The sequence below is a fragment of the Draconibacterium halophilum genome, assembly GCF_010448835.1.
GTDB classification, from domain to species: domain Bacteria; phylum Bacteroidota; class Bacteroidia; order Bacteroidales; family Prolixibacteraceae; genus Draconibacterium; species Draconibacterium halophilum.
The window spans coordinates 2663392-2686481 of record NZ_CP048409.1; the positions used below are offsets into that span (position 1 = coordinate 2663392).

16 protein-coding genes and 1 pseudogene are annotated in these 23090 nt (G+C 37.4%); 12 read left to right on the forward strand and 5 right to left on the reverse strand.

Going from position 1 to position 23090, the window contains the following annotated elements; genetic code table 11:
- Window positions 1-156 precede the first annotated feature (156 nt).
- The 12 genes from G0Q07_RS10655 (at window position 157) to G0Q07_RS10710 (ending at window position 12051) form a co-directional block, all read left to right on the forward strand.
- On the forward strand, window positions 157-1176 hold the full coding sequence (locus G0Q07_RS10655; RefSeq protein ID WP_163346074.1) for a LuxR C-terminal-related transcriptional regulator: 1020 nt from the start codon (window positions 157-159) through the stop codon (window positions 1174-1176).
- Between the two features lie 718 nt (window positions 1177-1894).
- Window positions 1895-2224 carry a hypothetical protein gene (locus tag G0Q07_RS10660; RefSeq protein ID WP_163346075.1) on the forward strand — a complete coding sequence of 110 codons (330 nt, stop codon included), beginning with the start codon at window positions 1895-1897 and terminating at the stop codon, window positions 2222-2224.
- A 224-nt stretch (window positions 2225-2448) separates the two neighbouring features.
- A complete protein-coding gene (locus tag G0Q07_RS10665; protein WP_163346076.1) occupies window positions 2449-3522 on the forward strand; it encodes a hypothetical protein in 1074 nt (357 codons plus the stop codon).
- 224 nt (window positions 3523-3746) lie between these two features.
- Entirely contained in the window at window positions 3747-4460 is a 714-nt protein-coding gene (locus G0Q07_RS10670) for a hypothetical protein (protein WP_163346077.1), read from the forward strand.
- Between the two features lies 1 nt (window position 4461).
- The gene (locus G0Q07_RS10675) at window positions 4462-5004 is read left to right on the forward strand and encodes a CsgE family curli-type amyloid fiber assembly protein (RefSeq protein ID WP_163346078.1); all 543 of its coding nucleotides are present in this window, start codon (window positions 4462-4464) and stop codon (window positions 5002-5004) included.
- A 200-nt stretch (window positions 5005-5204) separates the two neighbouring features.
- Window positions 5205-5630 (forward strand): curli production assembly/transport component CsgF, encoded by a 426-nt coding sequence (locus G0Q07_RS10680; RefSeq protein ID WP_163346079.1) that lies wholly within the window; start codon window positions 5205-5207, stop codon window positions 5628-5630.
- Between the two features lie 21 nt (window positions 5631-5651).
- Window positions 5652-7025 carry a CsgG/HfaB family protein gene (locus tag G0Q07_RS10685; protein WP_163346080.1) on the forward strand — a complete coding sequence of 458 codons (1374 nt, stop codon included), beginning with the start codon at window positions 5652-5654 and terminating at the stop codon, window positions 7023-7025.
- A 22-nt stretch (window positions 7026-7047) separates the two neighbouring features.
- The gene (locus tag G0Q07_RS10690; protein ID WP_163346081.1) at window positions 7048-7695 is read left to right on the forward strand and encodes a carboxypeptidase regulatory-like domain-containing protein; all 648 of its coding nucleotides are present in this window, start codon (window positions 7048-7050) and stop codon (window positions 7693-7695) included.
- A gap of 217 nt (window positions 7696-7912) precedes the next feature.
- Window positions 7913-8428: a ferritin gene (locus G0Q07_RS10695; RefSeq protein ID WP_163346082.1), complete on the forward strand. Its 516-nt coding sequence runs from the start codon at window positions 7913-7915 to the stop codon at window positions 8426-8428.
- A gap of 63 nt (window positions 8429-8491) precedes the next feature.
- Window positions 8492-10681: a RelA/SpoT family protein gene (locus G0Q07_RS10700; RefSeq protein WP_163346083.1), complete on the forward strand. Its 2190-nt coding sequence runs from the start codon at window positions 8492-8494 to the stop codon at window positions 10679-10681.
- 105 nt (window positions 10682-10786) lie between these two features.
- The gene (locus tag G0Q07_RS10705; protein ID WP_163346084.1) at window positions 10787-11065 is read left to right on the forward strand and encodes a hypothetical protein; all 279 of its coding nucleotides are present in this window, start codon (window positions 10787-10789) and stop codon (window positions 11063-11065) included.
- Window positions 11066-11247: 182 nt separating this feature from the next.
- On the forward strand, window positions 11248-12051 hold the full coding sequence (locus G0Q07_RS10710; RefSeq protein ID WP_163348935.1) for a tetratricopeptide repeat protein: 804 nt from the start codon (window positions 11248-11250) through the stop codon (window positions 12049-12051).
- 64 nt (window positions 12052-12115) lie between these two features.
- On the opposite strand, the gene G0Q07_RS10715 is transcribed toward G0Q07_RS10710, so the two are convergent.
- The 5 genes and pseudogenes from G0Q07_RS10715 to G0Q07_RS10730 all read right to left on the reverse strand — a co-directional run bounded on the left by G0Q07_RS10715 (window position 12116) and on the right by G0Q07_RS10730 (window position 22718).
- On the reverse strand, window positions 12116-13525 hold the full coding sequence (locus G0Q07_RS10715) for a T9SS type A sorting domain-containing protein (RefSeq protein WP_246222880.1): 1410 nt from the start codon (window positions 13523-13525) through the stop codon (window positions 12116-12118).
- 51 nt (window positions 13526-13576) lie between these two features.
- Window positions 13577-13732 (reverse strand): annotated as a pseudogene (locus G0Q07_RS21290) (hypothetical protein); the annotation flags it as partial.
- Between the two features lie 686 nt (window positions 13733-14418).
- The gene (locus G0Q07_RS10720; RefSeq protein ID WP_163346086.1) at window positions 14419-19719 is read right to left on the reverse strand and encodes a leucine-rich repeat protein; all 5301 of its coding nucleotides are present in this window, start codon (window positions 19717-19719) and stop codon (window positions 14419-14421) included.
- Window positions 19720-20175: 456 nt separating this feature from the next.
- The gene (locus tag G0Q07_RS10725) at window positions 20176-20814 is read right to left on the reverse strand and encodes a response regulator transcription factor (RefSeq protein WP_163346087.1); all 639 of its coding nucleotides are present in this window, start codon (window positions 20812-20814) and stop codon (window positions 20176-20178) included.
- Complete coding sequence (locus G0Q07_RS10730; protein ID WP_163346088.1) at window positions 20811-22718, reverse strand: ATP-binding protein; 1908 nt, start codon at window positions 22716-22718, stop codon at window positions 20811-20813. The genes G0Q07_RS10725 and G0Q07_RS10730 overlap by 4 nt, the downstream gene beginning before the upstream one ends.
- Window positions 22719-23090 lie beyond the last annotated feature (372 nt).

The following is a 23090-nucleotide window of genomic DNA, read 5'->3' on the forward strand; positions in this document are numbered from 1 at the left end:
ATTATTTTGAACATGTTGTCCAAATATGAGAAAAAATAATAACTAGATGTTCTAAAATAGGATTTAGCAATATACTCCATTTGTTTTATAAATTTTTTGTTCATAAATTTAACCTCAGTGTTATCTGTTTAAAGGTGTTATCCTTAAGAACCTAAATTGTTTACCTCTATTATGAAGAATCATTCAAAGAACCTCATCATTTTTCACGCAGAAATGCAAGATAGCTGTATTGATTTACTATTAAAAGATAAAGGTTTTACTATTATTCGCGTTTCGCAAATTGATGTTATAATTAAAAAGATTATTGATGAAGATGCAGACTTAGTAATCTGTCCGTATAAAATAAATGGCGAATCAGGTTTCAGCATTTTTAATCGTATAAAACCATTTTTGCTAAAAAATGCAATTCCTTTTTTTTTATTAATGGAAAAGTACGATGAGCATGGAATAAAGATTGGGCTGGAAATAGGTATCGATAATTTTATTTTTAAACCGTATCATAATAGTTCTATTGTTCAAAAAATTAATCAAGCATTAAATAAAAGAACAGAAGTTAATGTTTTTGCTTTGAAACATTTTAAAAAGTACTTCGCGTCATCAGAGGTAGCAATGTTTTACCTCGAAAAAGATGAAGTTATTTGTGTAAACGAGGCTTTTTGTAAACTTTCAAAAAGAAAAAAAGAAGATTTTGAAAATCAACATTTTGATTGGCTTTTTTCTTTTACTGGAAATACCGAGAATGAATATAACTATCGGAGATTTACCGAAGGGGGAGCAGATGTTTGTAAATTGAAAAATGTGACTTGTTGCAATACAAATGGTTTTGCGTATACTATAAGTTTGCATCGTGGAAACCAATATAATATTAATTCCGTTTTTGGGGAAGTAGTACCCATTGGTGAAATTCCGGAAAATCATAATAATCCAAATATTCAGCCAAACACGAAGAGCCGCCTTGAATGGGCAAAAGAAATGTTTGGTCTTACCAGAAGGGAGCTGGAAGTTTTTCAATTATCCGCAAAGGGATTGCCAGTAAAGCAGATTGCTGCTGATTTGGGTATTGCGGAACGCACAATTGAGAAACACCGGGCAAATATCATGAGAAAATCGGAAACAAGAAGTATGCTGGAGGCAATTCTAGCTGTTGATAATAAATATACTACGGTGTACAACTAGTTATTTTGTTGCAGCCCAGTATCATGTTTTTTTATAGTAGTGCCCAGTAAGGCTTAAACATTGCTTAGCGATGCTGCCACTAACAGATTTTTTGTAAGTCCCCGAAACAAGTTGCTAATGACGTTGGAATAATGGTAATAAATTTCAGACTTTAGTTCTTAACAAGAATTACAATTATTGCCAAAAACGTCATACTGAACATTCTGCCCGGAAAGGTCAGCCTCGGTCTCAGTATCTTAAATATTTACTAACCAGCTGCTTAAGAAAAAGACCCTGAAGCATGTTCTGGTTGACGTCTTGGAGGTGACTAATTACAAACATTCAATTTCATAATTCTTTATCAGCTTTTTATCAGCCAATTTTTCCTGAAAATAAAACCAGTTCGTATTTTAATACATAGTGCTTTTGTTTTAACCGTATTGTTGATGGTTTTCGTGAGCATGTTTTAGTGGTATATAGTAGGTGAAAATACGTATCTTTTTTTAGTACCTACGGAAATTACGTATTTCATTTAATACTTAGCCAACGTAAATTAGCTATCGGAAAAATGGGAATTGCCCCCTAAGCAATCCTCTGATCTTCGATGATAAAAATTAAGGGTTTATCTCCAGATCATTTCCACAGACATATTTTTAAAGCCCCAGCTATTAAATCAAAAGTAGACAATTATGCTTTGGCGTAACCGCCTGGCATTGTATGTAATTGAATAAATGTGGTTATGTTAATACTTAGTCTCGGATTATTTTTATTATTGAAGGGACCGATATTGGTTCCCGAAATCATTTCTTCTTCAGACACCCTGGAAGTTGCGACTTCTGGTTTGAACAATAGAGTACTGGTCAATTCAATTTCGGTTGATTCCCATACTTTATTTACGGACTCTATAAATGTTACTGGCACAATTACCCAAAAAGGGTTAAACAATCATGTGGAAATATTTTCCAATGTTGACTCCATTGTTAAAAAACAGCAAACACCAATTCAAAAACATAAAATAAAAATTACCCAAAGCGGAAAAAACAACAGCGTAAAAATCAATTCACGATAATTTTTAGAACAAACAATTATGAAAAACAAAAATCTAAAATCGAATTCTGATCCCTAGATCGAAAATGTAGCTGCAATCACAAAAGCGACGTAGTATGCGGCATCCCCCGATTGTTCCGGCCAACTATCAGGCTACGCTGGTAAACACACCGGAAACTAATCCTGTCTCCTCGGGATTATTAAAATGAAATATCCTTTTTATTAACAATTAAATTTAAAAACAAAATGAAAAAAGTAAGTTTTTTATTCGCAATGCTATTTGCCGTAAGTATGGCAATGGGACAAACAAACAACACTTCGGAAATTGACCAAAGCGATGCTAGTCAAGAAGCGACAGTTGATCAACAGGGGGCTGGTGACAATACGTCGTATGTGACGCAACAAAATGCGAACAACGTTGCAACAGTAACACAAATTAATCCAGTTTTTGAAGGTTCGGTAGAAGATGATGATAACTTATCTACTGTTCTTCAAACAGGAGCTGGAAACGGAGCAATGGTAAGTCAAACAAATGATCATGGCTCAGGTGAATATGCTGGACCTGGTGGTGTTTTAGAAGCTGAAATTGAGCAGACAGGCAATAACAATGATGCTGAACAAATACAGGGTGGAGCAAATCAAATGGGTGAATCCATGGCTTCAATTCTACAGTCAGGAAATGGAAATGATGCATTTCAACACCAACTGAAATATTACAACGACGCTTTTATTGTGCAAACTGGAAATAATAACTCTGCCATGCAAGCACAAGATACTGAATTGCCTGAAGTTGGTAGCTCGAACTACGCTTCAATAACCCAGGGCGGTAATAATAATACTTCTGAACAAGAGCAAAATGGTTGGGATAATGATGTTATTGCAGTACAATCAGGGAATGGAAATACTGCATCACAGACTCAACTTAATAATTCATGGGTTAGTAGCTCATCCGTAATGCAATCAGGTAACAATAATTCAGCTTATCAAGTTTCATTGGGTAATTTAAATAATGCTTTGATTGAACAATATTCCAATGGGAACAGTGCAAGCCAAAGACAACTTTCAGGAGATGCAACTCCGGCTGGATATCCTGCATTAAATGATGCTGAAATATATCAGTGGGGAGGAAATGGTAATGTAGCTATTCAAAATCAGATAAATGAAGCAGGTAATGTTTCAAACCATGCTATTATTTGGCAAAATGGTGCAAACAATGATGCTTCCCAAAATCAGTGGGGTGGATTTAACAGCAGTACAATTTCTCAAACTGGGAATGGTCATGTTGCCAATTTGACTCAGAATCAAAGTGTAACTCAATAATATTAATTGAGAGAATCGAAGAAACCTGGCCATCAAGTTAGGTGACTCCTCGATCGTAATGTGATGGTTAGCTTCCGGGGAAATTCCCCGGAAGCTTTTAACCATTTTTACTTTCTGCTTTTTCAGGAAGGATTTGAAAAAAGAGCTAACTTCAAACCATACTGAAGGGGCTTTTAAAAATACTCGCAACAAAGGATAAATTTGTTACCAAATTTTATAACGCAATGAAACGATACCTTATATTTTTATCCGTTTTTGTTCTGGCAGCTTTTAGCGTCTCAGCTCAAAAAGATGCATCGGAAGATGTGAAAGAATTGAAAAGCGGACAGGTGGAGGTTGAAAACGAACTGTTGTATCCCAACCAGGCAATGATTAACCAGAGCGGTTTTTCCAATACCATAAAAACGGTGCAAGAGCAACAGGGCGTATTGCAAAATTCGCTTAATGCCATTCAGCGCGATGGTAACCAGCAAGCATACATTGAACAAACCGGAACCGGTTTGCAAACAACGTTGCTCCAGGCAAATGAAAATTTTGAATACGCCAATGGAGGACGCGTCCCTGAGGAGAATGTGGGTAACATCGCCAACATCTGGTCGGTAGGTCACAACATCATTCAAACCGTTACCCAGTTGGGCAGCGGAAACGAAATAAACAGTCTGATTGAAAATTCTACTCTCAATGTGCGTGAAGCGCAATTATACCAGGAAGGAATGAATAACTCCATAAATTTGGCTGTAAAAGGTCCATGGAACGGAGCTGGTGCCGAACCCGATATGATTTCAGTAAAACAGGAAGGAATCGGATTTTCTGTTTCGGCTTTAATGGAACCTTATTCAAAACCTGTAATTGTGCATCAGTACAATGGATGGAGTGGCGGAATGGATGTTCAGATACACACCACCACAAATTTTACAGGATTTCCTGCTAAAAAATAGCATGATGAAGCAATTGCCAGTCATATTGTTTTTACTCACCATCGCCCTAACCGGCAGCGCGCAGCAGGACACATTGCTGCAGCGGGGTAACCTTCAAACGGATACCCTTTTAATGAATTCAATACAACCAAAAGAAGCACCGCCCAGCCTGCAAAAGCTGATCGAGGAAGTTACAGCACAAACTGAAACAGAGCAGGAAAGCGAAGATGCTGATATTGAAATTGATGGCTTGCTTTTCGACCAGACAAAGACGAAAAGCGGAAGAGATTTTTACGATTTTTTTTATAACCAGTGGCAGGCACCGCCTGATACAAAAAACTATTCAATATTTATTGAAGAGAAACCATTCAGGCTGCGCACCACATTAATTGAAGTAAAGATAAATGAAACCCTGGTTTTCCAGTCTTACCTAATGCCACGAACTTCTTATGTTGAGCAGGTTGCCCAACAGGCAGTGGCGCAAACCCAGCTTTACCTGGCCAATTACGAGGAGATCATGCGCCAGCTTGAAGGAGAAGACCAGTCGGGAAACGGGATATTTTAAGGAAGCCCCCTGTAATCCCCCAAAGGGGATGGTTTCCCTCCCATGTGGGGGTCAGGAGGGGGCAGAAGAAGCGTTCATTTTTTTTGCATTATTGATTAAAAACGAGGAATTTATAAACACGGCCTTATAATCCCCTGAAAGGGGATGTTTTCCTTCCGCCAGTCGGCGGAGAGGCTAGGAGGGGCTTTAAACCACACATTATGAACAAATTTTTAATAATATTATTTGGAACATTTCTACTGTTTTCGATACATTCTAAAGCACAGGATTTTGTTTATCAACCCAAAAACCCGGCTTTTGGCGGAAATCCTTACAACTACAGTTGGATGCTAAGTTCGGCCCAGGCGCAGGATACTTATAAGGCGCCTGAAATGGAAGATGACAGAGCCAGTTATTGGGATCGTGATCCGCTGGAAGATTTTGCCGATGACTTGAATCGTCAGATTCTCAGTCAGCTTTCCCGAGAAATAATTACCCGCCAGTTTGGTGAAAATGCCCTGGAGGAAGGTATCTATGTTCTGGGAGATTACCAGATTGATGTCGGAAGTAATGACGGGGGCATCAATGTTACTATTGTAGATAATACCAACGGTGCCACTACCACTGTTTCGGTTCCCTATTTTTAACCAACGAAAAATTTAATTACGATGCTGAAAAAAATGAATTTCAGGAGTGTTGTGTTTTTTTTGTTGATTTTGGTAGTTGGATCATGCAGTCCTGTATTTCACCAACCCTTGGGCACTTCTCGCGAAGCCGAACTTGGGCCTGAAACACGCATGAAAAAGGAATTACTCGATTTACCGGAACCGCAGGAACAGATTGTTGTAGCGGTGTACAAATTCCGCGACCAGACCGGCCAGTATAAACCTTCAGAAACCGGTGCCAGCTGGTCCACAGCAGTTACACAGGGCGCCACAAATATCCTGATGCGGGCACTCGAGGAATCGGGGTGGTTTATACCCATCGAACGTGAAAACATCAGCAACCTGCTGAACGAACGAAAAATTATCCGCTCAAGTCGCGAGCAGTACGAAGGAGGAGGAAACATGCTGCTTCCGCCGCTGCTTTTTGCCGGTGTGCTTATCGAGGGCGGAATTGTTTCCTATGAATCAAATGTATTTACCGGCGGGGCAGGAGTGCGTTACTTTGGCGCCGATGCCTCAGCACAATACCGCGAAGACCGGGTAAGTATATACCTGCGTGCGGTTTCAACCAGTAACGGGAAAGTGCTGAAAACAGTTTATACTACCAAGTCCATCCTTTCGCAGGAAGTGTCGATGGGCGTATTCCGCTATGTAAAATTTAAACGCTTGTTGGAAGCCGAAACCGGATTTACCTACAACGAGCCTACTGAAATGGCCGTTACCGAAGCCATTGAAAAAGGCATACAAAGTTTAATTATCGAAGGTGTAATCGACAATCTTTGGGCGTTAAAAGATACTGCTCAACAGAATTCTCAGGTTTTTGAAGCGTACTTAAAGGAAAAAGAGGATAACCTGGAAGAGGATTTAATGGGCCGACATTACGAAAAAGAGTACCGCGACAATCACTATATGTCTGTTTCCGGTGCGGTGCAAATGTACAACGGCGATTATTCAAAAAGTAGTCCCCGGCCGGGTGGCTCACTCAATTTTGGAGTGGGACTCAATAAATCGTTTTTCCTGGAAGCCGGTTTTGGTCCATCGGTAATTCATGTAAACAATATTTACGGATCAATGGAGTACAGTGGTCATCTCAATTTAATGTTCCTGGCCAATACCCGCGATAAATATTCGCCCTATCTGAAAACAGGAATTGGTACGCTGTACGATTTTGGCGGAACAATTGGTGTGTCAGACAAAGAACTCATTCCTTTTCTCTCCTTTGGGGGTGGAATGGAATACCTGTTTACCCGCCGTTTTGGTGTTACAGGAGGCGCGTTTTTTAATCAGTTTCTTTCCGATTCGTTCGACGGATCGATGTCGGGAACGTTTAACGACAGTTTCTGGGGATTTGATTTGGGATTACGGATGTATTTTTAAAAAAAGAAAAAAATCAACATAGATGAAAACAAAATTATGGATACCGGCAATTTTTCTTTTGCTCATTTTTGTGGGGTGCGAAGAAGAAAAAATTGATATTGAAAAGTTTGGAAGCGTAAGCGGCGTTGTCCTCGATGGCGAAGATTATACCCCTCTCGAAGGGGTGCTAGTCTCAACCAGTCCTGCCAGCTCTACAACCTTAACAAATGCAGAGGGTGTGTTTGAATTTAATAAAGTAAAAGAAGGCGAAGTTGCTGTAACAGCCCGTAAAAAGGACTTCCTGAGCGGAAGTGTAAGTGTGGCTGTATATGAAAGTGAATCAACTGCCCTTACTTTTTTTATGCTGAAAGATGATAAGGATGTGGGATGGGTAAGTATTTACGATCCGGTTCCCGGTAACGGCGCTATCGATCAGCAAACATCGTTTACCTTTCAGTGGAACGTGGATCAGCAAAACAGAAGTAAAGAACTGGATTATACAGTCTATTATTTTGAATCAGGTTCTACAGTTCAGAAAATTGCCGGCGAAAACCTTACGGCTTCCGAAGTGATTGTCGACGGACTTAATTATTCCACAACTTACTATTGGTATGTGGTTGCCAAATACGAAGGCGATAAAGTGGCCAACAGCCCAACCTGGTCGTTTAAAACGGATGATAATAACGAGTAAAATCAGCTGTAGCTAATTTTCGAAATGATATTTAATAAATGTTCTTTGTAGAATCGTAATTCATTGAAAAATGAAACAAATGGAATAATTATCTAAATTTTCTCTTACAACAATCAGTTTTTAATTCGTTAAGAAAGATCCAAAAATGGGTCTTTCTTTTTTATTATCTGTCTGCTTTTCGCTATTTTTAACCCAAACAAATAAAAACAAGTAAATCATGTTGAAAGAAAAAATGCTAAATGCGTTAAACGAGCAAATTAACGCGGAACAATATTCGTCATTATTATACCTCTCAATGTCAGCCTATTTTAACGATAAAGGGCTGCCTGGTTTTGCAAACTGGATGTACGTTCAGTATCAGGAAGAGTTGACGCATGCCAATAAATTTTTCGATTATATTGTGGAAAGAAGTGGCAAAGTTGAATTAAAAGCAATTGCTCAAATGCCAACGACCTGGGATGGTGTAATTGATGTGTATGAAAAAACATTGGAACACGAACAACACGTTACCAGTTTAATTAACGACTTGGTTGATATTGCCGTTGAAGAAAGAGACCATGCAACACAAAGTTTTTTGCGTTGGTTTGTTGATGAGCAAGTTGAAGAAGAAGCCAACGTTACTGAAATACTTGATACCTTGAAGCTTATTGATGGGCAGGGTAATGGTATTTTTATGCTGGATCGTGAAATGCGTAATCGTTCTTTTGTTGATACTACTGCTGCAGCTGAATAGAAATAAAATCACTATAAAGGATTAAAAGGCTGCTAAAAGAGCAGCCTTTTTTATTTTTACACCATGGAACCCAGAGAACAAATATATACCAGGTATGATCACTTAAAGGAATTTTGCCAGTTAACCTGGGATGACGCTTCTTTTCTAAAACTAGAGAATGCATTTGATTTTACCAAACAAGTACTTGGGGAAACCCGTTTTTCTCACGGCGAAGTAATTTTGAGCCATTCCATTGAAGTAGCCTCTATAATTGCAATGGAGATTGGTCTTGAGCCCGACTCTGTAATTACCGGGTTGTTGCACAATGTTATGTATGCCGGCTTAAAAGAAAAGGTAACCGAAAAAGAAATTGGTGAGAAATTTGGTACGCACATCAGTTTAATTCTGGAAGGCATGGCCAAGATTAATGCGTTGGGAACCGATACCATTGATCTTCATTCGGAAAATTACAGAAAACTAATGCTTGCAATGGCTGGCGATGTTCGTGTTATTCTGGTGAAAATTGCCGACCGTTTGCAGGTTATGCGCAACCTGGAAGTATACAATGAGGCGAATCAGCAAAAACTGGCCCACGAAACACAATATTTATACGCTCCACTGGCACACAGGCTTGGTTTATACAATATAACCTCCGAGATGCAGGATATATGTCTAAAAATTCAAAAGCCTGACGAGTATCATTACGTAGTAAACCGTTTGAAAGAAACGGAACGTGAACGAGCCAGTTTTGTAGCCGAGTTTGTTAAGCCCATTGAGAAAAAATTACAGCAGCGCGGGTTGAAATTTTCGATGAAAGCACGTACGAAATCTATTTCGTCGATAAATACCAAAATGCGTAAAAAAAATGTTTCTTTCGACGAGGTGATGGACCTGTTTGCTATTCGGGTAATTCTCGATTCGGAACCTGAAAATGAAAAAGCCGACTGCTGGACAGCCTATTCGTTTGTTACCGAAGAGTATCAAACCAACCCGAACCGATTGCGCGATTGGATTACGATTCCAAAATCAAATGGTTACGAGTCGCTGCATACAACGGTAATGGGGCCACATAAAAAATGGGTTGAAATTCAGATCCGTACCAAACGAATGGACGAGGTTGCCGAAAAAGGATTAGCTGCACACTGGAAATATAAAGGAGGCAAAGAATCGGGTTTTGATTCGTGGTTGGCCGGAATTCGCGATATTCTTGAAAATCCCGGATTAAATGCGGTTGATTTTATCGATCACTTTAATACGGATATTTACAGTGATGAAATATTTATTTTCACGCCAAAAGGAGATTTGAAGAAAATGCCATTGGGATCAACCGTGTTGGATTTTGCTTATGAAATTCACTCGCGTATTGGCGATACTTGTGTTGGCGGAAAAATAAATGGTAAAAAGGTTACTTTAAAACACCAGCTTAAAAACGGTGATCAAATTGAAATTGATACTTCGAATAACCAGAAACCCAAGTTGGACTGGCTCGATTTTGTAGTAACATCAAAAGCTAAAAACCGGGTTAAGGCGAGTTTAAACGAAGATAGAAACCGCCAGGCAATCGATGGGAGGGAGATGTTATTACGCAAATTTAAAAACTGGAAACTGGATTTAAATGACGATGCGATAAGAAAAATTCTGAAACACTTTGGATTTAAACTTGCCGTTGATTTTTACTATGAAATAGCAATTGGTAAAATTGATACGCTGGAAGTAAAATCGCTGTTTCTTGAAAAAGAAGAAGAAGATTCAACTAAAAAAGCTGTTGAAGAACTGTTGCCAACCAGTGAGGCTAAAAACCTGACGTACGATGGTGGCGACGATTTTCTAATCATTGACAATAATCTGAAAAATGTAAACTACAAGCTTTCCAAATGCTGTAATCCTGTTTTTGGCGACCGGATTTTTGGGTTTGTTACCATTAACGATGGAATAAAAATTCATCGTGCCAATTGTCCGAATGCACCACAAATGAGAGCGCGCTTTCCGTACCGTATCATCAAAACAGTATGGAAAGATAATACCAGTAGTAGTTCGTTTTTAACATCGCTGCATATTTCCGGAACCGACGAAGTTGGTATCGTTTCTGAAATTACGCATATCATTTCAAAAGATATAGGCACTCAAATGCGATCGATAAATATTTCAAGCGATAAAGGCAATTTTGAAGGAATATTGCAGATATCGGTTTATAATCTCGATCACCTTGAATTTCTTATTCATAAACTAAAAAAGGTAAAAGGTGTTATTTCTGTAACAAGGGGAGAGAAATAGGAATGAAACGAGTATTACAAAGTTTTTGAAACGTACGATGATTGCTGAAATCAGGCGAGTTCTATCTTTGCCTTAATGAATAAGTGATTTTAATAACTTGAAAATATGGAGACCAAAAATAACCTGGAAGTAATTGACGATTTGTTAAAATCTGAAAAGGCCGAACAAGCCAGAAGTCTTTTCGAAAATCTTGAAGAACAAAATACTGCAGATTATTTTTTGCTTCAAGGAAAAATCGAACAAAAATACCAGAATTGGGGAAAAGCAATTAATGCTTTTAACCGGGTGTTGGAAATAGATCCTCAGAATGCCGAAGCCACAAATAATCTTCACATAATTAAAAATATTCTGAATTTCTGGAATCCTGATTTACTTAACCCGTAAGCAGCTAAATACTGTATTGTCATTTTAAATGGTATTGTATTTGTATATAAAGAAGAGTAAAGTGTCGATACTCTTAATTGGTGTATTTTAGGTTTTTAATTCATTATTACTATTTTTGGGCTCATCGACGAAATTCAAGCGAAAATTAAATTGAGTTATAAAATATTAAAAGTAGTTGAAAAATGAAAAGAGTAGTATTGTTAGTAGTAGCGGTTTTTATTTCTGTAATGACATTTGCTCAGGATCAATCTCCTAGTGAATTAATGAACGAAGCAAATACAGCCGTACAAAACAAAAATTTTGAAAAGGCCATTGAACTATTTGAATCTGTACTGGCGATTCCTGATCACGGACAGAATGAAGAAAATATTAATGGTGTTCTTAATCAGTTGCGACCAGCTGTTGCAAAGAGTAAAGCATCAGATGCTTTGGATAACAAAGAGTATGATAAAGCAATAGAGCTTTATAAAGCTGCTATCGCTGATTATCCTGAAGCAGGTATTGAGGAACAGGCAGGAAAAATGTTTTATAACGAAGGAATTAAAAGCTATAAAGGAGAAGAATTTGTTGACGCAGCCAATTTCTTTGCAATTTCGCAAAATGATTTTGGGTATGCAAAAGCTGAAAAATATAAAGATGCTTCCTTAAAAAAGGCTGCGGAGGCTTTGGTAGCTGAAGGAAAGTCTTCTGTTGATGGCGTAAATATTAGTGCGGAAAATAAAACCGGGTTATTAGAAAACCTTGCAAAAGTTTATTTTTCTCAAGGATATGAAAAATATCAAGAAGGAGCTGCTACAATTAAGCAAGCAACAGAGGAGGTTAATTCCGGAAGTTATACGACTTTGGATGACCAATATAAAAATGCAGTAGCAAAGGGAAAGAAAAGCTTCGAACAAGCTATTCCATTACTGAAAAAAGCTCTGGAGCTTGATCCAAATCATGCAAATGCCAAAAAGGTATTAGATGCATGTGAACAAAGTTTATAATATTTTGCGATATACAAATAAAAAAACCGGGAGTTATCCCGGTTTTTTTATTTTAAGAGATGTGCTATTGAACAATTAGCTGTTTAGTCGTAAGAAAGTTCTGGTCACTAATTCGAATAATGTAAATCCCTTTGGCAAACCCACTAATGTCTATCTCACCCGTTGTAAATTCTTTTATTTGCCTCATTTGTTTTCCATCAATATCCACTATTTTTAGTAGCACCGGATTATCTTTTCCCGTTTCAATAAATACTTTATCTCTGGCAGGATTCGGATATATTTTTAGTTCATACAACTCTAAATTTTCGATACCAACCGGAGTTGAAAAAGAAAGCGATATCGTCTTAGTTTCAAGGATAAGTTCGGTAATAAGAGAATTTGTAATTCTACAATTGTAATTCCCTTCATCGGTATATTCAGTAACATCTAGAGTAAACGTTTCAGATATTGCTCCAGATATTGGAGTTGCGTCCTTGTACCATTGGTATTGGTCGAATTTACCTGGAATATAACCTTCAATCAGCATCGTATAATTTTCACCTTTTTCGATTGTTGTATCAATGGCTGTTCCAACTATTGCTTGTGGTGCGTAAATAAATTCCGGTATGTGCAACAGGTTTTCCCAAACTGCTTCGAGATCGCTAAATACAAATCTATTATTTGAAATGTTAAGGTAGTCCAAAACCAGTTTGTTTTCGAGCAAAGCATCTTTTAATCCCTCATCAATAATTGCAAAAATATCAGGTAGAAGTCCTGAAAGGTTATTGTTTGAGAGATCGAGATAACGCAGGGAATTTAGTTGCGATACTATTTGAGGAAAGTTTCCATCAAGGTTTAGTCCCGATAAATTGAGGCTCACAATATGATCTTCAATAATTGAAATGTATTTTGCCAAACTGTCATCAGGTAAATTAAGTTCTTCAAATAAGCCTGATAATTCGTTTACTATAAGCGAGTCGCTGCTGTTTATCATAGGTAGGTTGTATACGCTAACGGTCCATGTTTTTGTGGTTATTTCGTCTTCTGCAGTTAGTAAATATTCTACAGGCTCAGTAAAATCTGTGGCAATTCCCGATAAGGGTGAAATTGAAGCATTTTCTGAAATTTCGATTGTAGGGATGAGTGCCGTTTTATCGGTGTTATATGGCATTGTTATCACAATTGTTGAATCGCCTATTTCAGTTGGTGCAGCTTGTCCCGGCAGCTCAAAACTCACTATGTCAGCTTCGCTACTCAGTGGCGGAATGTAAGCACTTTGTACAATAGTAAATGTCTTTCCTTCAACAGTTAATGTACATGTTCTTTCACTGTCAGAGGTGTTGGCCTCAACGGAATAAGAAACGGTGCCCGATCCCGATCCCGAATTACCGGCATTTATATTTACCCAATTGCACGATACGCTAGTTGTCCATTCGCAATCGTAAATTGTATTTACATCGAAGGTGCTATTTCCTCCATCCGAAGTAAATTTCATTTCTGAAGGACTTAGAGAGTAACTGCAGTTCTCTCCAAGTTGTGTTATTGTAAATGTTTTATCCTCAACTGTTATTGTGCAATTTCGTTCGTATATCGAATTATTTGATTGTAGTGAAAACTGAACCGAACCGTTTCCTGAGCCTGAATTTCCAGATGTGATTGTTACCCAGTTGCAGCTGGCTACAGCAGTCCAGTTACAACCCATTGCTGCAATTACATTAAAAGAACTATTCTGTTTATTGGATGTAAAGCTTTCGTTGGCTTTCGATAGTGAATAATTGCAATACAGGGCTTCAACCGTAACTTTCGAAATTGTGCTGTCAGTATTTCCCGATGCATCCGTTATGGTTAGTACAACATTTTGGGTGGTAGATGTATCAGAACAGGTAAACTCTGTTTTTGAAAGAACTTCAGAAACAATACCGCAATTATCGCTGCTACTTGTTTTTATATCATCAACCGAAAGGCTTGTGTTACATTCTTCTGAATTTACATAAATTGTTATATCCTGGCCTTGTACCTGAGGGGCGAGAGTATCGGATATTGTTACCGTGGAAGTACACTGCGCTGTATTCTTACTGGAGTCAGAAACGGTTAGTGTTACTGTATTTTGCCCTAAATTATCGCATGTAAAATTTTCAGTATCAATTGTTTTGGAAATAGAAATACAATTGTCAAAACTTCCATTATCAATTTCATCTTCGGTTATGGAAACCGTTCCGTTCTCGTCAAGGTAAACATCAATGTCTTTGCAAATGGCTTTTGGCGAAATGGTATCGGCAACAGTTACAGTTGTTTGGCACGAATCTTTATTGCCAGTATCATCACTGGCGGTTAGTACTACTATGTTATCTCCAATGTTACTGCAATTAAAAGTGGTAGCCGATGCTATTAAATGTACCTCCGATAGGTTGTCGGTACTCCCCCGTCAATATAACTTGGCATCAAAGTGGCTGAGCCTGTTTCGTCTAAATAAATAGTGGTTGGCTGACACAAAACAGTGGGAGGAATGGTGTCTGTTAAGGCCTTAATAGTAACCGAGGAAATGGCTTTCCCAATATTTCCACTTGAATCGGTAACCCAAAGTTCAACAGTTTGTACAGTGCCTGTGTCGGCGCAGGTAAAACTTGATTTTGTAATTGTTTCATCAACGATACTGCAGTTGTCTGAACTACTCATTTTAATATCAGAAACAGAAATTGTATTCAGGCATTCGCTTGTGTCGATATAAATGGTTAAGTTTTGAGCACTTACGATTGGAGAAAGCGTGTCGATTACCGTTACCATTGATGTGCAGCTTGCTGTTTTTTGGTTGTTGGCTTCAAGGGTTAAAATAACTGTATTTGTACCCAGCTTACTGCAGTTAAACTCATTGGTGTTTATACTTTTGGAAATCTCTTCGCAGTTTGCAAAACTACCGTTGTTAATGCTGTCTGCTGTAATTGTGGCTGTGCCATTTGCATCTAAATAAACATCAATGTCTTTACAAATGGCTGTTGGCGAAATGGTATCGAGAACTGTAATGTTTGCAGAACATGTTGCAGAGTTGTTAGATGAATCGGTAACGGTTAATAGTACCAAATTAGTTCCAATATCATCGCATGTAAAATCTGTATTGTTTAAATTCATGATAGGATTTCCACAATTATCGGTACTGCCGTTATTTATATCGTTTGGCGAAACCTGAGCCGCCCCGGAATCATCTAACCAAACATCAATATTTTTACAAACAGCTTCAGGAGCGATGGTGTCTTCAACGGTAACAACTGCTGTGCATGTATCGCTTAAATTAACATTGTCGGTAACAATCAGCTGTACATTGTTTGTTCCAATATCAGAACATGTAAAAGAATTGCGTGAAACTTCAAAAACCAATTCATTCAGGTTGTCGCTGCTACCTCCGTCGATTAAATCGGCTGTTAACGTGGCACTTCCTGTTTCGTCAAGATAAATTGTAGTTGTTTGGCAAACAGCAGAGGGAGCAATACTATCAACAGTTAAATTAAGCGTAATTGTGCTGTCGCAATTAAACTGGTTGGTTAATGTATTTACATACATTCCGCTGGTAGAATAGGCCGTGTTGCCAACGATAATTTCTTCACCCATGCCAATAACTTCATTTAATTCAACTGTATGTGCAGGAAGAACGTTCAGGAAAAGTGTTACAATACTGTCGCATCCGGCCACGTTGGTGAGTGTAGTTATATAGGTTCCCGATTCTGCATATGTTGAGTCTCCAATATTAATTGTTTCATTTCCACAAATTTCTTCATTAATTGTAACACTATCGGCGCAGAATTGCAGCGTAACTTGTTCAGAATTAATTGAATCGTTTGACCAAACGCTATCGCTTACTGTCATGTAATTTGTGGCAGATATAGCATAGAAGATCGAATCGGAAGGTGTTACTGCAAAAGAGGCAATTCCTTCATTATCAGAAATTTTATCGTCGTATCCATCAAGGCTTACAAGTGCATTTGCAACCGGGTTTGCGCCATCAGTAATCGTAAAAGTAACCTTATTCCCTTCGAATAGTACGGCGGTGTATGTTAGCGTTATGTCAGAAACCTGTGTATTTCCTGCATATTGAATGCCATTGTTATCTTCCCAATAATCGAATACTTTATTGGGGATATTGGGCGTTGGAAGCGTAAACGTATTTCCTCCTGATTTATAAAAAGCATATCGACCAATGTAAACGAGGGAGGTACATTTAGATAAATCAGGATTGGAAAAAGAACTATTCCTGAATGCATAGTCGCCAATTGATTCAAGTGCTGTACATGAGGTTAAATCCAGATATGATATGGAATTATATGCAAACGAACTGTTATCTATTGTTGTAAGTGAAGAGCAATTTGTTAGGTTCAATGATTGAATAGAATTATATTGAAATGCGGAGAATCCAATAAATTTAATGTTCGGACACCCGGATAAATCTAAATTTGAAATGTTATTTGATTGAAATGCATAAGATTCAATCGTATCAAGTAATGAGCAATTTTCGAGATCAATATTTTCGATTTTATTACTTTTAAAGGCACCATACTCAATTTTAGTAAGATTATTACAGTTTGAAAGATCTAGATTGGCTAAATTGTTTTCATTAAAAGCTTCTTCTCCAACTGATACAAGTGCACTGCATTCGGCAATATTAATACTATTGATGCTATTATTTTTAAAAGCCCTTTTTCCTATTAATTCAATAGTGGTTGGAAGCTCAACTGAAGTAAGCCCTTTTTCTTCAAATATCCCTTCGGTTTGAGAAGCGATTTCTGTTACAGTTTGGCCATCAAGAGTATTGGGAATTATTATGTCTTTTGACGCAAAATTATAGGAGCAGCTAACGATAGCATTATTTTCAACCACTACATCTTCGTCGGTAAGAGTGTATGGCACTGTCAGACGATAGGAAAGGTAAAGATTATTTGTTGAATCGCCGCCTGAATATTCCGTGCCATTTTCATCAATCCATTTAATGGTATCGTTTGCCGTGTAAACGGGCAGTTTAAATCCGGTAAGATTGTTTGAGGCAAAAGCAGAACTTCCGATAAAGATTAGTGTATTGCAATCATCTAAATTTAGGTTTGTAATCCTATTGTTGTTAAAAGAATATTTTCCTAAATATTCAATTGTAGTCGGAAGCTGAATAGAAAAAAGATCCTTACGATTAAATATTTCTTCACGTTCATAATCAGCTATACCTTTAATCGTTTGGCCATCAAGCGTATTTGGGATTATGATGTCTTTTGACGCAAAGTTGTACGAACAACTTGTTATTGTGCTATTTTCAACAACCACGTCGTCATCAGTTATGGTGTAATATTTTGGGAAGCTATAAAAGGTGCTAAAATCAGAAACAATTTCGTTGCCGGCAAATGTATTTCCGTTATTGTCTCTCCACTTTTCATTTTCGTATCCGGTAATCACTGGCAATTGGAAGTTGGTAAGACTATTGGAAGAAAAGGCATCGCTGCCTATAAAAATGAGTTTATTACAATTTGTTAAATCGAGTGAACTGATTGAATTTTCTTCAAATGCATATTCTCCAATATATTCCAATAGCGAACAATTTGAAAAATCGATGCTTGGAATACTGCTATAAGCAAAAGCATTATCACCTATTGTGGTAAGTTGTGGGCAGTCTGAAAGGTCAAGATTACTTGTAATAGCATTGTCGTAAAAAGCATCATCTTCGATATGGCTTAAAGCAACACAATTGGTAAGATTAAGTGTGCTTATTTGGTTCCCATAAAAAGCATCATTGCGAATATGGGTTAGATTATTACAATCCTCAAGGCTTAATTTTTTTATGTAATTATCTTCAAAAGCTTCTGTTCCAATTTTTTCTATTGATGTTGGTAGAGAAACATAATCAAGCGTTTTATTTTCGAATACCCCTTCGTAATCTATTGCATTACCAATTTCCTTTACGGTTTGATTGTCTAATTCAGACGGGATAAGAATAGCACGGCTACCACCAACACTTGAACAGCTAACTATTACATTATTAGTAACCACAACATCGGCATCGGTAAGTACATAAACCGGAACATACATGTTGTAATAAATATTGTCTTGTACCGTAACCTCTGAACCACCCGGTACTGTGCGATATCCAACATACCATCCAAGAGGTTCCAGACGATTAACAACAGGTAAATTAAAACTGGTAAAACCATTCGATCTAAAAGCATCTTTTGCAATATATCTTAATTCGTTACAAACGCTTAAATCAATAGCAGCCAAGTTGTTTTGGGCAAAAGCCCATTCACCTATTTTTTCAAGAGTTGTTGGTAGCTCAACGGCTATTATTCCTTTATCATTAAATACTGCATTGCCAATTTCTTTAACATATTGCCCATCAAGGTAGCGGGGTATAATTATTTCTTTCGATTGGAAGCCATACGAACAAGTGGTAAGAACACCTTCAACTACCTCTACATCGGCACTGGTAAGCGTATAAGGCGCAGGTAGCCGGTATGTGGCAGTTAGGTCGGTTATTGTAGCTCCGTGGTCGTATTCGGTATCGTTTTGGTCTACCCATTTGTCGCTTTCGAAACCAACTACCGTTGGTAGTTTAAAGCTGTTGGCAACATTGCCCGAAAATGCTCCCAATCCGATAAATGTAAGGCTTGTGCAGGTGTCGAGATCTATTGTTTCAATCGAATTATCGGAAAATGCCGAATTGCCAATCATTTTTAATGTAGGAGGGAAAAATACGGCTGTAATGCCTTCGTCTTTAAAGATTCCATCGCCAATACCTGTAACGGTTTCGCCTTTAAGTTCATCGGGTATTATAATTTCTTTTGATTTATAGTCGTAAAAACAGTAGGTAATAATCCCATCGGTAATATAAACATCGGCATCGGTTAATGTATGGCGGGTAGGGGCGTAATAGGAGGTTTCTGTGTCGGTAACCAAATCGCCTCCATTGTATGTGTTCCCATTTCCGTCGTACCATCCATATTTTTCAAACCCTACTACGGTTGGAAGATAGAACCCAAAATTCTGATCGGCAAAAGCCATTTCTCCAATAGTGCTAAGTGCAGTACAGGGAGTTAATATAGAAGCGCTACTCATATTATTGCTGTAAAACGCATAGCCACTTATGGTTGTTAAAGATGTGCAGCCTGTGAAAATTAATACATTAACTTGATTGTAATGCGGAAATCCTTGATTGGCACCAGAAAATGCCAACCTGCCAATAGATTTTAGCGAAGTACAATTGGTGAAATCAACGGTTACCAGAGCATTAAACTCAAAGGCTGCTTCTCCAATGGTTTCTAAAGCCGTACACGGACTAAAATTAACACTTGGCAAGGCATTGTTGTAAAAGGCACCTTCCCCTATCGATTTTAAGGAAGTGCAATTTGTTAAATCGAGTAGACTTATATTGTTTACGCAAAATGCAAAATTGCCAATAAACTCTATTGTTGATGGAAGGGTGACAGCCATAAGATTCTTATTGTAAAACACACCTTGATTGTACCCGGATCTATTTGCAATGCCGGTAACGGTTTGTCCATCTATGGTTTCAGGAATTATAATGGCATTAATACCCGCTGGTAGAGAGCAACTGGTAATAACACCGTTACTTATTGTTACATCGCTGCTTGTTAACGTGTAAGTTGCCCGCGATACATTTACCAGAATGAAAAGAAATGTTGAGAGAAGTAAAAGTTTTTTCATGACGCTTTGGTTTTTTATTGTTATTTGAGCTGATAGTCTTTTAATATTGATGAAGCTATGGAGATTGCTTTTTATTGTAAATAATTAGTCCTTTCGTTGATAGCCATAATTATTATCTAACAGAAAATTTCTATTGATAGAGAGTGAATGCAGGGAAATATGATGTGGAGATCATAAATCAGCTGATTTTTAGTGTTTTTATTACTTGTATAACAAAGTTATGTCAGCTGAATTAGAGAGAAAATACCTACTTGTAGGTATAAATAAAAAACAGTGATGTCCGGTAAACATTATACAGATTTCTCGCTTCGCTCGAAATGACAAGGCATTGGTGGTGAACCCCTGCAACTGAAAAGACCTGTCATTCAGAGCGAAATAAAATGAAGCGAATAATCTATTCATATTAGGATTATTTAACCGGACATTAGTGATTAAAAAAATAAAAGAGGGAAGAGGTTACAGGCTTTGCCCAAGATTTTTTAGGGCATAGTTGACCAAGCCCATATTACTTTTTGTGCCTACTTTTTTATGTATGTTTTTCCGGTGTGTGTCGATGGTAAATTTGCTGAGTTTTAATTCCTGAGCAATCTCCAGCGTGGTTCTTCCTTTTATAATAAGTTGAAGAATTTCCTTTTCGCGGCGGGTTAATTCTATGATATTCTCGGTTAATTTTGCTTTAACCCAGGCAGCATAATTTACAGGGAGGTTTTTGCTGAAATAATTTTTGCCCGATACAATGGCATGGATGGCTTGTGTAAGCTCTTTTCTATCCACCTCTTTTGTAATGTAACCTTTGGCTCCTGCTTCCAACATCTCGTACACATCGGCATTCTGATCAAACATAGTTAGCGCCAAAATTGGTATTTTGGGGTGGTTTTTTGAAATTATTTTTGTTGCTGAAATACCATCCATAACTGGCATTCGTATGTCGGTAATAATAATGTCGGGGTGTTTTCCTGAGTCTAATAGGTTAATAAGTTCTAATCCGTTTGATGCTTCAGCAATTATAGAAATATCCAGTTCGTTGGCCAGAATTGATTTTATTCCGTCAATAAAAAGTTGGTGATCATCTGCTATTATAATTCGAATGTTCATAAGGGAATAGTTAAAATTACGGTTGTACCATTGTGTTCAGATGAATCGATGACCAAATTGCCATTTAAAATATCAATTCTTTTCTCAATATTAGTAAGCCCAAATCCAAAGTTGGTTTGTTTGGTTTCAAAGCCTTTCCCGTTATCTTCAATCATTACATTCAAGATATTGTCGTCTTCCGAAAACTGAATAATTGCCTCGCTGGCTTTAGCATGTTTTATAATGTTGGTAAGTAACTCTTGTATAATTCGAAATACCTGAATTTCGATGCTATTTTTTATTCGTTGTTTAACATTAATGTTTACCACCTTTATATTTAGCTGTTTTGTGCTTGAAAGCTGGTTGGCAATAACAACCATGGCCGGAATGAGTCCCTGGCTGATTAACGTGCCTGAATATTTGTTGTGAGCTATTTTACGAACTTCTCCATAGGTTTTTTCTGAGATTGTTTTAAGTTTCTCGATAAGTTCTGTTTTTTCCTTCTCCGGTGAGGTGTCAAGCTCGTTGATATACATCTTAATTGTTGCAATTCTACTTCCCAAATTGTCGTGCAAATCATCGGCAATTCTTGATCGTTCTTTTTCCTGAGCTTCAATAATAGCATCGATACCATTTAATTCCTGATTTTTTAACTTGTTGAGTAGTTTATTTTGTGCAATTTTTTGTTTCTGGCGTGCACGTTTTGTGAAAAAATAAACCAACAAATAGGTCAGCAGTAAAATAACCAACGACGCAAAGAGTAAATTCTGGTTTTGAATTCGTTTGTTGTCAACTTCCAGATTTTTTGATTGCAATTCCAGAATCTCTTTTTCTTTTTTTTCTGTTTCGTATTTGGTTTTTATTTCAGTAAATACTTTTTGGTTTTCGGAGTTTAAAATGCTGTCGTTTAAAATCCTTGATTTTTCGGAATAATAGAGTGCCGTTTGGTATTGTCTTAACCCGTTGTAGCATTTTTGCAACTGGTTGTATGTAAAAACAAGCTGTTTCCCGTTTACTTGCGGCTCAACTAATTTGTAGTATTCAAGTGCCGTTTTGTAGTCTTTCTTCTTTAAATACAGGTAACCTAAATTGCCCAGGGCTATTTCCGTTCCGTTTTTTAAATTTAGTTCTTTCTTCAGGGCAATTGTTTTTTGAAGATAATCTTTTGCTTTTTCCTCGTCAATGTCCAGGTAAGCGCTTCCCAGGTTGTTGTAAATTATTGATAGCGAACGTTTATTACCCATCGAAAGGGCTAGTTTTTCGGCATCGAGGCCATAATTTATAGCTTTTAATGTATCTCCATTTTTTAAGTGCTGGGCAGCCAGGTTGGGCAGTGTAATTACTTGAAATTGTTTCAGCTTTTGTTGTTTGAAAATTTGAAGAGCTTTTTCGTTGTATTCAATGGCGCTGGTGTAATCACCTAATTCGGCAAAAGCTGCCGACATATTGCTGTAACATTTAGCGGTATTTAAATCATCTCCGGTTTTTTCAAAATAGCTAACACTTTCAGTCAATGTTCTAATGGTTTTGTTGTAATCTCCTTGTCTAAGTTGAATCGCCCCAATTCCAATATTGATTATAGCTACTCGCTTTTCGTCGTGTATTTTTGTTAAATATTTTTTTGCTCTTTCAAAGTACAGTTCAGCCGAATCCAATTGTGCAGTGTAAAAGTATAGTCGTCCTAATTGATTGCTGGCTTCTGCCATAAGTGAGTCGCTATCAGTGATAAGGGCGTTTTTTGCGAATCTTTTCCCTTTTTCAAAATCAATCCTTTCGTGTAGTTTGGCTAATTGCAGGTTTATAGTTGCTGCTTCGTATTTGTTCTGTTCAGAATCAAGTAATAGGAGTAAACTGTCAATTTCATTTGGCTGTGCAATTACATGTGTTATGTATAGAAATAGAAATATAAAGGTGCTATTTTTCACGGTAAGGTTACTGAAGGTTTTGATATTTGCAATATGCTCTATTCAAATGTAATAAATATTTATCGTTTTTGTTGTTAACTAATAGTAAGAATAGATTCTATTTTAATCAAAATTAAGGTCTTACGCTCGCAATGAAAATACCTACTGATAGGTATATTCTTGAATCGTTTTGCAGCTATATAGTTAAAACTTTACCATTTTTTGGAGCTACTTTTTTCTTAAATTTAAATCTGCAAACACGAAAGTCCATATTCATTCGTTCAAAATGAATTTTCGTAATGGAAATCTGGCTTTATCCCTATCTTCGAACTTAAAGACTTAAGCCGGCAAATGTTTCGTTTTTAAAATACTATTCAATATCTTAAAGAGCAC

What these genes read in the sequence shown, in the direction of transcription:
- G0Q07_RS10660 (WP_163346075.1), top strand. Translation starts at nt 1,895, where the DNA reads ATGTTAATACTTAGTCTCGGATTATTTTTATTATTGAAGGGACCGATA.
- G0Q07_RS10665 (WP_163346076.1), top strand. Translation starts at nt 2,449, where the DNA reads ATGAAAAAAGTAAGTTTTTTATTCGCAATGCTATTTGCCGTAAGTATG.
- G0Q07_RS10670 (WP_163346077.1), top strand. Translation starts at nt 3,747, where the DNA reads ATGAAACGATACCTTATATTTTTATCCGTTTTTGTTCTGGCAGCTTTT.
- G0Q07_RS10675 (WP_163346078.1), top strand. Translation starts at nt 4,462, where the DNA reads ATGATGAAGCAATTGCCAGTCATATTGTTTTTACTCACCATCGCCCTA.
- G0Q07_RS10680 (WP_163346079.1), top strand. Translation starts at nt 5,205, where the DNA reads ATGAACAAATTTTTAATAATATTATTTGGAACATTTCTACTGTTTTCG.
- G0Q07_RS10685 (WP_163346080.1), top strand. Translation starts at nt 5,652, where the DNA reads ATGCTGAAAAAAATGAATTTCAGGAGTGTTGTGTTTTTTTTGTTGATT.
- G0Q07_RS10690 (WP_163346081.1), top strand. Translation starts at nt 7,048, where the DNA reads ATGAAAACAAAATTATGGATACCGGCAATTTTTCTTTTGCTCATTTTT.
- G0Q07_RS10695 (WP_163346082.1), top strand. Translation starts at nt 7,913, where the DNA reads ATGTTGAAAGAAAAAATGCTAAATGCGTTAAACGAGCAAATTAACGCG.
- G0Q07_RS10700 (WP_163346083.1), top strand. Translation starts at nt 8,492, where the DNA reads ATGGAACCCAGAGAACAAATATATACCAGGTATGATCACTTAAAGGAA.
- G0Q07_RS10705 (WP_163346084.1), top strand. Translation starts at nt 10,787, where the DNA reads ATGGAGACCAAAAATAACCTGGAAGTAATTGACGATTTGTTAAAATCT.
- G0Q07_RS10710 (WP_163348935.1), top strand. Translation starts at nt 11,248, where the DNA reads ATGAAAAGAGTAGTATTGTTAGTAGTAGCGGTTTTTATTTCTGTAATG.
- G0Q07_RS10715 (WP_246222880.1), bottom strand. Translation starts at nt 13,525, where the DNA reads ATGAAATTTACTTCGGATGGAGGAAATAGCACCTTCGATGTAAATACA.
- G0Q07_RS10720 (WP_163346086.1), bottom strand. Translation starts at nt 19,719, where the DNA reads ATGAAAAAACTTTTACTTCTCTCAACATTTCTTTTCATTCTGGTAAAT.
- G0Q07_RS10725 (WP_163346087.1), bottom strand. Translation starts at nt 20,814, where the DNA reads ATGAACATTCGAATTATAATAGCAGATGATCACCAACTTTTTATTGAC.